Origin of the sequence: Bacillus sp. AFS001701 (assembly GCF_002559405.1) — a bacterium.
Taxonomy (GTDB): Bacteria; Bacillota; Bacilli; order Bacillales; family Bacillaceae_G; genus Gottfriedia.
Genome location: NZ_NTZO01000108.1, coordinates 20,016 through 32,161 on the forward strand (window position 1 = coordinate 20,016; position 12,146 = coordinate 32,161).

Sequence of the window (12,146 nt, forward strand, 5' to 3'; positions counted from 1 at the left end):
CAACCTTCTAGAAATTAGCCAAAAATACATCTATAAAAAGAAAAAAGGGTCACAACCATGACTCTTTTAGTACCATTAACTATTAACTTACAATGTTAAGTACAAACATAACTAAAAACACACCAGAAAGTATACTAATTTTTTGAAACTTTGTTCGTTTTTCAAACCAGTTCCATCTTTGATTCTCGGTATTAACAAGTCCAAAATAAAACATCAAATAATCAATAGTACACATTAGTAAAGCCCCTAATATGATCCAAAAAATATTTGACATTCAAATTCTCCCTTTATGTAAACGATATTTATTTAAAAAATTCTATTTTTTCTTAATTATACATTAACGTTTGATATTAGTAATTGGGGGAATTTCACCATTTTATGAAAATTTTCGCAAAAAAAAAACGATAAATTATCAATTTATCGTAAGTGTGTGTTGAAATAAAACATAATCATAAAAAGGTTCATGACTCCTTACTCATGAGAGCTTCATGAGTATGTAAAAAAGCCAAAACATGAAAATTGGTTACTCATAAGGGGTTCATGAGTTAGTAAAAGTCAAAAAGATGGTAAAAGGTTACTCATAACAGGTTCATGAGTTAGTAAAATAATAAAAATATGAAAATTACTTACTCATAGAAGGCTCATGAGTTAGTTAATTAGTAATTTGGTGTAAATACTTACCCATAAAGGGTTCATGAGTTAGTAATGTAGCAATTTGGTGCAAATTACTAACTCATAACAGTTTCATGAGTTAGTTAATTAGCAATTTGATGTAAATTACTTACTCATAAATGGCCTAACAGTTCAGATTCCCCTTTAACTATTTGAAAAATAAACATCATATCCTCTTCCAACATCTTTTACACTATGGGAATCAGAACCATACATTAACTCTATATTTAAGGAATTCGCAATTTCAATGACATGGTTTGGTGGATATGTTTCGCCACAATACTCTTTATATAATCCTGCAGTATTATAGTCTAAAATATAATTTTTTTCTTTTACTAGCTTTAATAGTTCAACTTGTTTATTTAGGATCTTTTCAGTATCTTCACATTTCAAAAATTGTTTAAATTTATTACATAATGTCATATGTCCGATTCTTTTTGGTTTAAACGGACCTAAATCATCAATGATTGACTGTTTTACTAGATCGTAATAAGCAAGTTGAAACGCTTCTGCATTACCATAGTAATTTACTAAACCAGCAAGAGTATCTTCAGCTTTATAATCTATACAATGCCATCCATTTTTTCCTTCCATGTAATGAACTGACAAAAGTCCTGTGTCACAATATTTGCCGTACTCTTTTAAAAAATCATTAAACCATACTGATTCACTCGGTAAATAATCGTATTCAAATCCAATTTTTATACGAATTTGATCCTTATACTTTTCTCTTACTTTATACATTTCGTTAATATATTCGTCTACTTCATTTTCAGACATCGCAAGCGAAGCAACTGCTTCATCTGGCTTTAAGCAGTTTTGAAATGATGATGGTACTGGTGTATGTTCAGTGATATGATATTCATCGAACCCAAGTTCAATCGCTTTTTCGATCATTAATTGTACGTCATCACCACTTCCGTGTGGACAATATTGTGTATGCGTGTGCCCATCAATTTTCAAGATTTTACTTTCTCCTTCCTATTTATTAAGCAATTGTTTATCTCTTCAAGTTTTATTCCTTTTTCAACCATTAAAACAATTGTGTGATAAACTAGATCACTAATCTCATATATTAATTCTTCTGTTCCTTCATTTTTAGCTCCAATAATTACTTCGCTTGTCTCTTCGCCTACTTTTTTCAAGATTTTATCAATACCTTGATTAAATAAATACGTAGTATAAGATCCTTCAATCGGGTTCTCTTTTCGATCTCGTATCGTTTCATAGAGATTTGGCAAATAACTTAATGATTCATTTTGAACAATATTTTTTTCTTGGTTTAAAGTGAATTTTTCGGAAAAACAACTGTAGCTTCCTGTGTGGCATGCTACTCCTACTTGTTCAACCTGTAGTAATATTGAGTCTTTGTCACAATCGTAAGAAATCGATTTGACATATTGAAGATTCCCCGATGATTCACCTTTTTTCCAAATTGATTGGCGACTTCTACTATAAAATGTGGCAAATCCAGTGTCAATTGTGAGTTTAATTGATTCATTATTCATATATGCCAACATTAATACTTCTTTCGTATTAATATCTTGTACAATTGCTGGTACTAACCCTTGTTCATTAAAGCGAATTTTTTCGATATCAAAAAACATGTTTTCTCCTCCTATAGTCGAACTGGAATATTTTTTTCATTTAAATAGTCTTTTAATTCACTAATTTTGATTTCTCCAAAATGGAATACTGATGCGGCTAAAACTCCATCGACATTTGCATATTCAATCGCATCATAAAAGTGTTCTACTTTTCCAGCGCCACCAGATGCGATAACCGGAACATTAACTGCATTTGTAATTTTTTGCAGCAATCGGATATCAAAACCTCTTTTCATACCATCTTCATCAATACTATTTAAGACAATTTCACCCGCTCCAAGCTCCACACCTTTCTTTGCCCAATCAATCGCATTCCATTCAGTCTCTTTCCGACCACCATTTATAAACACTTTATAATTGCCATCTTTATTTAACTTTACATCAATTGAAAGAACAACACATTGCGATCCAAAACGATCAGATGCTTCCTTAATTAAATTCGGATTTAAAATTGTGGCAGAATTGATTGATACTTTATCGGCTCCATTTCTTAATAGTTTCGTAAAATCATCAATCGATCGTACTCCACCTCCAACACTGAATGGAATACGCAATTCCTTCGCTACTTCTGAAACAAATTTCAATGATATATCTCTTTCTTCATTTGAGGCTGTAATATCATAAAATACTAACTCGTCAGCACCATTATCACTATAATATTTTCCTAGTTTTGTAGGTGAGTCAACATCTTGAATACTTGAAAACTGTTTTCCTTTCACGACTCGTCCATTACGAACGTCTAAGCACGGGATAATTCTTCTTGCAAGCATTTAAGTGCCTCCTCAATTGTAAATTTTCCTTCATATAATGCTTTACCAGAAATCGCACCATAAACATTTAATCTGCTAAGTGACTTCAGATCATTGATCGAGCTCACTCCACCTGAAGCGATAATATTTAAATTTGTTTCTTCAGCTAATCTTTTATATGCATCTAAATTAGGTCCACTTAACATGCCGTCCTTTGATATATCAGTGTAAACGACAGTTTTGACACCGAGTAGCTCTAGTTGTTTACAAAATTCAAAGCTATCTTGATTTGTCGACTCTTCCCATCCATTTATGGCTACAAAACTGTTTTTTGCATCTACTCCTACAATGATTCGATTACCGTATTTTAAAACAGCTTGTTCTAAAAGTTGTCTATTATTAATTGCAGCTGTACCTAAAATTACTTTTTCTACACCTAATTCTAACCAAAACGAAATCGAATCAAGTGATCTTATTCCTCCACCTAACTGAATGTTTAAATTCGTATTTTGAACGATTTCTTTTATAATCGAAGCATTTTTCCGTTCTCCAGTTCTTGCTCCATCTAAATCAACGATGTGTAATACTTTTGCACCTGCTTTTTCAAAATCTAACGCAACTTCAAATGGTGAATTCTTATAAATTACTTTCTTATTAAAGTCTCCTTGCTCAAGGCGAACGCAATTACCGTCCTTTAGATCAATTGCTGGATATAGAATCATATAAACACATCTCCTTAAATGCTTTTAATAAATTCAGACCTGTTTCTGCACTTTTTTCAGGATGAAATTGCATTCCGTAAATATTATTGGATTTAATAATTGCTGGAATCTTTACTCCGTATTCGGAAAAAGCTACAAGCTCATCATTTGTTGAACTAATATAAAATGAGTGTACAAAATAGACATAATCGCCTTCATTTATATATTTTAATAATGATTCCTGTTTAGTAAAATTCAACTTATTCCAGCCCATATGTGGAACTTTTACAAAGTCAGGTATACGTTTTACCTGTCCTTTAATTAAGCCAATCCCACTTGCCCCGAAATTTTCTTCACTAAATTCATATAGTAATTGCATTCCTAGGCAAATCCCTAAAATCGGAGTACCGGTTTTTGATTTTGACTTTATACAATCTATTAAACCAAGTCGATTTAATTCGTTCATCGCTGCTTCATAAGCTCCAACACCTGGTAGAATAATAGAAGAAGCTTGCTCAATCACTTCAATTTCATTCGTAATGACTACAGGAAAATCAATTTCTTCACATGCTCTTTTTAATGAATCTAAATTACCTACACCATAATCTATAATAATATTCACTTATAACATTCCTTTCGTGGAAGGTAACTTAGTCGAAGTTACTTCAACTGCTTGTTTAACCGCTCTGCCAAACGCTTTAAATAAAGCTTCAATTTTGTGGTGATCATTTTCTCCATATAAAACTTCCATATGACAATTCATTCTAGCTTCAGAGCTTAATGATTTAAAAAATTCTTTAAAATTCTGTGTATCAATCATTCCTATTCGTTCTCTTACTGTTCGATCATTATAAACAAGATACGGTCTACCACTAAAATCGACAACAACTCTTGCTAACGTTTCATCCATTGGAATATAGCAAGAACCGTAACGATTTATCCCAATTTTTTCGTCTAACGCAATTAATAAGGCTTTACCTAATGCAATACCAACATCTTCTGTTGTGTGATGATCATCTACTTCAAGATCACCTTCACAAAATACTTCTAAGTCTATTCCGCTATGGAATGAAAATAACGTTAACATATGATCTAAAAAACCAATTCCAGTTTGAATGTTACTTTCTCCATCACCATCTAAATTTAATTTCAAACGTATATTTGTTTCATTTGTTTGTCTTGTAATCATTGCAGTTCTCACTTTGAATCCTCCTCAAATCGAATACTAATTGCTTTACCGTGACCAAATAGACCTTCTTCCTCTGCGATTATTTCAATATGTTTTCTTGCTTCACTTAAGGCAGCCTTATTGTAATAAACAACGGATGTTTTCTTTTGAAAATCATTTACATTTAATGGCGAGGTAAATCTTGCAGTTCCGCTAGTCGGTAATGTATGATTTGTTCCTGCAAAGTAATCGCCAACAGGCTCTGGGGTATAGTCTCCTAAAAAAATAGCACCAGCATTTTTAATTTTATGAACAATCGACTCTGGATTTTTTATCATTAGTTCAAGATGTTCAGGCGCTAATTTATTAACAAGCTCAATACCTTCCTCGATTGTTTTAACGACGATAATCGCTCCATAATTTTCGAATGAGCTTTGAATAATTTCTTTTCTAGGTTGTTCTTCTAATAAGTTAGGTATTTCTTGCTGTATTCTTTGTGCAAACTCTTCTGAATCCGTAATAACAATACTAGATGCCATTTCATCATGCTCCGCCTGTGCCATTAAGTCAGCAGCAATAAATCTCGGATTGGCTGTTTCATCTGCTAATATGACAACCTCAGTTGGACCTGCAACCATATCAATTCCTACTATGCCTGAAACACTTTTCTTAGCTAGCGCTACATAAATATTGCCAGGACCAACTATTTTATCTACTTTTTCAATTGTTTCAGTTCCATACGCCAGTGCCCCTATCGCTTGCGCTCCACCAATTTTTAACACTTTTGTAACACCAGCTAATTTCGCAGCTACTAGAATAGAAGACTTAATTTTTCCTTCTTTATTTGGTGGCGTTACAATGACAATTTCATTCACTCCTGCTATTTTTGCAGGTATCACATTCATTAAAACTGTTGATGGGTATGCCGCTTTTCCACCTGGGATATACACACCAACTCTTTCAATCGGATTAATTAATTGTTGAACATATGAATTTTTTTCATTTATTTTATAACCATCTTGCAGTTGCTTTTCATGATATGTCTCTATATTTTTCTTAGCTTCAATTAATGCATTTATTAAGTTTTCATCAGTTTGTTCTAGTGCTTCATTAAACTCAGCTTCACTTACTTCAAAGCTTTTTAGTTTCACCTCATCATAAATTAAAGAATACTGACGTACAGCTTCATCACCATTTTCTTTCACATTTAATAAAATCTTTTCTACGCTTTTTGTGATCTCAACAGTAGGTAAATTCGTTCGGTTTATAATACTTTCAAGTTTTTCGCTTTTATGATTAATCGATAAAATTTCCAGCATATATGTTCCTACCCTTCTTAATTTTTTCTATAAATTCAGTAATACGGAAATAGTTAAATCGATAACTTACACGATTTGAAATCACTCTAGCACTGATTGGAATCATTTCTTCTAAGATGACTAATCCATTTGCCTTTAACGTACTTCCTGTTTCTACTAAATCAACAATAATATCTGACATGCCTACAATTGGTGCTAATTCAACAGAACCGTTTAAATAAATAAGTTCAATATTTTGCCTAAACTGAAAATACTTCGAAGTAATATTTGGATATTTTGTCGCAACTCTTAACGTTTCATCACCTCGATCAATTAACGTCCCTGGAAAACCCGCTGCTGCAAAAATGCATTTTCCTAGTTCTAAATCCATCAACTCATATACATCTTTCTCTTGTTCTAGCAGAATGTCTTTTCCTACAAAACCAAGATCGCAAACTCCTCGTTCAACATATGTAGCGACATCCACAGGTTTCACTACTAAATATTTAATTTTATATAATTCATCTTCAAAAATTAGTTTTCTAGTTTTAGAATCAATTACTTTTCGGTAACCAGACTGACTTAATATTTTAATAACCTCATCTTCAAGTCTTCCTTTTGCAACTGCAACTGTTAGCCAACTCACTTTACATCCCTCATTTGACATGTTATCCAAGCATTTGTATCAATCGAAAATCCTATTGCATCAATACTGTTTTCCGAATCTTCAGACACCAGAAGATAGCGTCCTCCACTTAAAACCTCTTTATTTAACTGATCATAATACCCTTTAAAAACGATTCCGTCATAATAATCAAATTCATTTACGATTGATAAATCAAGAAGAATATTTGGACTAATTTCTTGAAATTTGATTACTTTTTCTACAGCATTTTCCATTGCATTATTTAATACTAAGCTTCTAAGTAATGAATGAAGCTTTTCTCCTTTACCTTGTAACCTAAATAACTGTTCAAAAACATTTCTAGCTTGAAACGGTAAATTAATTGACTGAATAAATCGTTCTAATTCATCTATGTTTTTTAAATAAATTAGTTTCTTCAATTTGTTTTTTTGCGACTCGGTTAAATTACATTCCTTAAATAATCCTTCGATAAACCCTGTATGCCCGATTTCTAAAATAAAAGGAACATTGTTTAATAAATCAATTGCCATAATAACTACTTCTATTTCAGATGCTTCAGTAATTTTCCCTAAATTTTCAATACCAAATTGATTAATTTCTTCAAGCTCTACCCCATTATTTCGATAGATTGTTGATTGATAAAATACTTTACATTTCTCTTCCTTCAGCGCGATTGGATAAATTTCTTTCATTAATGCACTTGTTAAATCAGGTCTTAACAATAAAATTTGCTGTAAACGTGTTAAAACAACAACTAATTCTTCTCTAGCTAATCTTGGGTTTCGACTTGAAAATGAATCATACTCTTCAAATAGCTGAGGATGAAACGGGATATATCCTCGCTCTAGTGCATAATCTTCCATTTTTCTTTTAAATTGGTAATTGACTAATGACTGCTTTAATTTCCCATCCAATTAAACAGACCCCCTTCTAGAAAAAACAAAAAGGCCATACAGGTTAAATGCCTGTATGGCCTTCTGGCACGACACAAGCACCTTTTTCGTAACACGAAGAGGGCTTGCATCTACGGTCAATTTTTGTCCATAGATTCAAACCCTGGGTGGATGATGATGTTGTAGCCCATTATTCGTGCGTGCGAAAAACATGTTCATGTCTCCTTTTTCGTTTTATTTTTATTCATCTTAATGAATTTAATATAAGTTGTCAATCCCTTTTGAAAAATAAAAATCTTGAAAGTGTTTACATTAAGATTTTTTAATTTTTGTGAATCTATTAAATTAAAATGAGTTTTTTCTATACAAATGCCTCAGTTATAGGAAAATATTGAACTAAAATCTTACCTAGTATAGACATAATAAATAACATAAAACCAACTAAAAAACCCGTGAATTATTGCCCAAAGAACTGATTTATGAATACTCCAAGATATTGTAATGGCTAAAGCAGAACCGAAAGTAATAACACTTTTTGAACCAACTGGAACATTATGTCTTTTTTCTGATTTCATACCTCAAACCCCATTCCACTGAAATCTATATTTTCATTTGTTAATATTTATTCTTCAGTGAAAAGTTTATTCTCTACAAGTATTATTATTCTTTAATTTCAAGGCAACTAAACTGCGGGTTATCGTACTGCTTATATTATCATGGCATCCAGCTTTTTCTTGTTGATTATCGCAAATAATTAAATATCAAAAGAAAATGTTTCTTTAAATCCTCTTTTTCCTTCTATAGTTATTTTTATAGCTCTTGTTTTTGGCATACGTTGAATCCAATTTAATTCTAGTAATCTTTCTAGAAGAGCATTTCCCAAGGCTCCACCAAGGTGATATCGTCTTTCACTCCAATCTAAACATCTATGTGAAAAAGATCGACGCTTCTTCTTAATTTTTTCAAGATCAATTTTAAAATCAGTCAAGAATCTCTCACCTTTTTCCGTAACAATAAATCCCTGATTTTCTTCATTTATAACACCCAAATTAATTAAAGAATCAGTTAATAGTACCCCAAACTTACCAGCAGGATGATCGTAACACGTTCTTGCAAAACGTATTGCTGTATTTTCTGAAGCTTGTTTTAAAGACCGAATTTCAATTGGAGGGGCTATTGATAATAATGTCTCCAATATTTGAGCAACTTCCTGATTTTGAATACCGTAGTAACGATGTCTTCCTTGTTTTTCTACGCTAACTAATTTTGCATCGACCAATTTTGCTAAATGAAAACTAGCCGTTTGTGGTTTTATGCCAGCCATATATGCCAGTTCGCTAGCAGGATGAAATCTACCATCTAAAAGTACAGTTAATATTGCTGCACGTGAAGTTTCACTTACAAGCGTAGCAACCACTGCTACATTAGGATTTGCATTCATTTTAATTCTCCTCCCATTATGTAATCCATATTTCGATGATAATTGAACTATTTATATTCTACAATAAATTTTGTAGTAGATAATTATTAGGAGGAAAAAAATGAATCATTCTACAGATACAAAGTTGATTAAGCCAAAAATTCTATACTATGGAACACCTGTGATTTTACTAAATACATTGAATGAGGATGGGACTGATAATATTAGCCCTATGTCTTCCTCATGGACTTTAGGAGATTGCATAATATTAGGAATTGGGCTTGGTGGGAAAGCTATTGAAAATTTGCAGCGACATCCTGAATGTGTAATCAATGTTCCTAACCCTTTATTATGGGAGAATGTTGAATTTTTAGCCCCTTATACAGGAAAAAATCCCGTTCCTGATTCTAAGAAAAATATAGGATTTACATATGAAAAAGAAAAATACAATATCAGTAAATTAACTGCTACAGAGTCAAAAACCGTAAAACCTACACGAATAACAGAATGCCCGATTCAAATCGAGGCAATTGTAAAACACATTCGTATCCCTGAACATTCACCTGATTTTGCAATTGTTGAGACACATGTTTTACATGTACATGCTCATAATGAAATCATCATTGAAGAAAATCATATTGATCCAAATAAATGGAGTCCACTAATATATAATTTCCGTCATTATTTCGGTCTCGGAAATAAGTTAGGTAAAACGTTTCGTTCGGAAATATAGTAAAACATAAAATATAAAAGTCAGATTCCAACATGTGAGGAATCTGACTTCATTATTAATATTTTAAAGAGAGATGAATATAAAATATTTAAATCATATTCATTAAAATCGCATGTTTTATGTAAACATCATATTTTCTCAACTTTAATTAATCCATCTTTTTCTATAAATTCATTCCACTCTTCTCGTAATAACCCCATACGAATTGAGTCATCTTGCTTCCATCGTCATTCCTAATTTTTCTCCAACCTTAATCATACGATGATTGCCAGACCATGTTGTATAACCTACACGCACAAGAGGTAATGTATTAAATAGATGATGAATCCAAAGTTTTAGAGCCCTAGTACCAAAACCTTTACTCCAATATTTTGGATCATAGATACCTATTCCCACCTCAAGCCAATTAGATTACTTATGTTCCCAATAGTAGCTAACGGTTCCTATGACTCTTCCATCTATGATATCAAACTATTAGCTGGTTTAGTTGAATTAAAGGAATGTTTAAACTAGGTTTTGGAACTGCTCCACTAGGAAATATGTTACGTAACATCCCAGATGAAGAAGCGGAAGCATTAAGACATGCATTTCAAGTTTTAGCAGTATAATATAATGGATGGTTTAAGGGATTGTTAATAAAATGGGAAAGGAGATTTTACTCCTTTCCCATTTTGTCTTTTTAAACTAAGGCTTTTACTAATTATTTAGCGCGCCGTGTCATAAAACTCTTTTCAACCTTCTTACCAACATACCAAAGAATTAAAATCGCAATCAAAACTAGAATACTTTCTAATGGTTCATTGATGAAATCATCTAAATCCTGGCCAATGAAACTAATGAGCAATAATGCAACAAGTTTACCCATAGTAAAGCCAATAATATATATTTTCGGCTTGATTTTAGACATTGATGCAAAAATATTAGTTAGGAAAGAAGGACAAAATGGGATGCAAAACCAGAGAAAAACTGGACCAAATCCACTGTTATCCAACCATCCCATACTAGATTTCTTTTTCTTTCTTTTTTGAATAAATTTGTCCAACCACTTTGCACCAGTCATTTTTAACAAGAAATAAATTCCTGTGGTTCCTAAAACACTACCAACAAAAGTTGCTATAAATCCTGGCCAAAATCCGAAAACATTGACGTTTGTAGCGCAAATTACTCCAAGTGGAATAATACCCAAAAAAGAATCTGCAAATGGAATCAGAAATGCTATAAGAATACCTAGGTTTTGATGGTTACTTATGAAATGTTGTAATTGATGAAATGAGATCCCCTCGAGAATATACAATTTCATTTAGGTTCTCCTTTCACATCTATTTGTGAGTTCTTAATAATTAAATAATTAGTCATCTAAATCTGTGAAATCAGAGATAAGGATGTTTTCCATTTTCTTTAATGCTCTTTTCGGAAACTTTTTTGTATATAAAATAAAATAAAAATAGGAAGATTGTTATAAGAACTGATAACCAAGGTGAGTTCAAAATCGTTCTCCCAAACAATGAATAAAAAATAATAAGTGGAATAAATCCAGAAATCATTAAACTAAGATATCTCTTATAGCTCATTTTCATTGCTGCAGATAAGAAGCATGCTAAATCAATTGGTGTTGCTGGACTACAACTTATTAAAAATAAAAATCTACCTGAGTTTGATTCAATAGAAGTATACAATTTAGGATATTTCTTACAAAGTCTATTAAGCATTTCGGTATTTGAAAAATAACGACCAAAAAGATAAATCCCGCTTTGTGAGATCATCATACTTGCAATACTTATCAAAATATTCTGCCATAACGGAAACATAATTCCACCTGCAATGACAAAAATTGAACTTGGAAGGAACAAACATAACCTTAATGAAAAAATTATAAGGAAGATCCATTGAGCCCATCCAGAAAAACCATTAACGACATCTTTAATCTGATTCATATCATTAGTTAGAAATCCGAAATGTTTCATATAAAGAACGATAAATATCCATGATAAAAAAAAGATTGGATAAATGAATTTTTTCATTGAATTACTCATAATGAACAAAAAATAGTAAAATAATTCCATACGATAATAGAGACAGGAAAAACAACTTTTTTTTTAAACATATTTTTCCATATTTATTTTTGCAAAAAAAAAGGACAAAAACCTGTTATTACTTACTTATTGTGTGTTACTTGGTAGCTACCTGTATTTTATTACATTTCAAATTTTATAATAGAATCCTTTTATGAACAATAATCAAATTTGGTAGATATGTTGT

At 31.7% G+C, this 12,146-nt stretch carries 15 protein-coding genes and 1 pseudogene; 1 reads left to right on the forward strand and 15 read right to left on the reverse strand.

What is annotated here, in order from left to right:
* Nucleotides 1–82: 82 nt before the first annotated feature.
* From CN514_RS09335 to CN514_RS09385, 12 genes are all read right to left on the reverse strand, one after another.
* Nucleotides 83–274, reverse strand: coding sequence for a hypothetical protein (locus tag CN514_RS09335; RefSeq protein WP_098232335.1), 192 nt, complete (start codon nucleotides 272–274; stop codon nucleotides 83–85).
* Between the two features lie 542 nt (nucleotides 275–816).
* A complete protein-coding gene (gene hisJ / locus CN514_RS09340) occupies nucleotides 817–1,635 on the reverse strand; it encodes a histidinol-phosphatase HisJ (protein ID WP_098232336.1) in 819 nt (272 codons plus the stop codon).
* Nucleotides 1,632–2,279, reverse strand: coding sequence for a bifunctional phosphoribosyl-AMP cyclohydrolase/phosphoribosyl-ATP diphosphatase HisIE (gene hisIE, locus CN514_RS09345; RefSeq protein WP_098232337.1), 648 nt, complete (start codon nucleotides 2,277–2,279; stop codon nucleotides 1,632–1,634). The genes hisJ and hisIE overlap by 4 nt, the downstream gene beginning before the upstream one ends.
* Before the next feature lie 11 nt (nucleotides 2,280–2,290).
* Nucleotides 2,291–3,049, reverse strand: coding sequence for an imidazole glycerol phosphate synthase subunit HisF (gene hisF / locus CN514_RS09350; protein WP_098232338.1), 759 nt, complete (start codon nucleotides 3,047–3,049; stop codon nucleotides 2,291–2,293).
* Entirely contained in the window at nucleotides 3,019–3,750 is a 732-nt protein-coding gene (hisA, locus tag CN514_RS09355; RefSeq protein ID WP_098232339.1) for a 1-(5-phosphoribosyl)-5-[(5-phosphoribosylamino)methylideneamino]imidazole-4-carboxamide isomerase, read from the reverse strand. The genes hisF and hisA overlap by 31 nt, the downstream gene beginning before the upstream one ends.
* Nucleotides 3,728–4,351: an imidazole glycerol phosphate synthase subunit HisH gene (hisH, locus tag CN514_RS09360; RefSeq protein ID WP_098232340.1), complete on the reverse strand. Its 624-nt coding sequence runs from the start codon at nucleotides 4,349–4,351 to the stop codon at nucleotides 3,728–3,730. The genes hisA and hisH overlap by 23 nt, the downstream gene beginning before the upstream one ends.
* A complete protein-coding gene (gene hisB, locus CN514_RS09365; protein WP_098232341.1) occupies nucleotides 4,352–4,930 on the reverse strand; it encodes an imidazoleglycerol-phosphate dehydratase HisB in 579 nt (192 codons plus the stop codon). It abuts the gene before it with no gap.
* Nucleotides 4,927–6,213 (reverse strand): histidinol dehydrogenase, encoded by a 1,287-nt coding sequence (gene hisD / locus CN514_RS09370; protein ID WP_483295007.1) that lies wholly within the window; start codon nucleotides 6,211–6,213, stop codon nucleotides 4,927–4,929. Before hisD ends, hisB begins: the two co-directional genes overlap by 4 nt.
* Nucleotides 6,194–6,841, reverse strand: a complete 648-nt coding sequence (gene hisG / locus CN514_RS09375; protein ID WP_098232343.1) for an ATP phosphoribosyltransferase — start codon at nucleotides 6,839–6,841, stop codon at nucleotides 6,194–6,196. Before hisG ends, hisD begins: the two co-directional genes overlap by 20 nt.
* The gene (locus CN514_RS09380) at nucleotides 6,838–7,755 is read right to left on the reverse strand and encodes an ATP phosphoribosyltransferase regulatory subunit (protein ID WP_098232344.1); all 918 of its coding nucleotides are present in this window, start codon (nucleotides 7,753–7,755) and stop codon (nucleotides 6,838–6,840) included. The genes hisG and CN514_RS09380 overlap by 4 nt, the downstream gene beginning before the upstream one ends.
* 383 nt (nucleotides 7,756–8,138) lie before the next feature.
* Nucleotides 8,139–8,309 (reverse strand): hypothetical protein, encoded by a 171-nt coding sequence (locus CN514_RS25640; protein WP_176525850.1) that lies wholly within the window; start codon nucleotides 8,307–8,309, stop codon nucleotides 8,139–8,141.
* Nucleotides 8,310–8,488: 179 nt separating this feature from the next.
* Nucleotides 8,489–9,175, reverse strand: a complete 687-nt coding sequence (locus CN514_RS09385) for an ArsR/SmtB family transcription factor (RefSeq protein ID WP_098232345.1) — start codon at nucleotides 9,173–9,175, stop codon at nucleotides 8,489–8,491.
* A gap of 100 nt (nucleotides 9,176–9,275) precedes the next feature.
* On the opposite strand from CN514_RS09385, the gene CN514_RS09390 reads away from it, so the two are divergent.
* Complete coding sequence (locus CN514_RS09390; protein WP_098232346.1) at nucleotides 9,276–9,887, forward strand: flavin reductase family protein; 612 nt, start codon at nucleotides 9,276–9,278, stop codon at nucleotides 9,885–9,887.
* Nucleotides 9,888–10,015: 128 nt separating this feature from the next.
* On the opposite strand, the pseudogene CN514_RS09395 reads toward CN514_RS09390, so the two are convergent.
* From CN514_RS09395 to CN514_RS09405, 3 genes and pseudogenes are all read right to left on the reverse strand, one after another.
* Nucleotides 10,016–10,349, reverse strand: a pseudogene (locus tag CN514_RS09395) (GNAT family N-acetyltransferase); the annotation flags it as partial.
* Nucleotides 10,350–10,587: 238 nt separating this feature from the next.
* Entirely contained in the window at nucleotides 10,588–11,187 is a 600-nt protein-coding gene (locus CN514_RS09400; protein ID WP_098232347.1) for a TVP38/TMEM64 family protein, read from the reverse strand.
* 70 nt (nucleotides 11,188–11,257) lie between these two features.
* Entirely contained in the window at nucleotides 11,258–11,908 is a 651-nt protein-coding gene (locus CN514_RS09405) for a TVP38/TMEM64 family protein (RefSeq protein ID WP_176525851.1), read from the reverse strand.
* Nucleotides 11,909–12,146 lie beyond the last annotated feature (238 nt).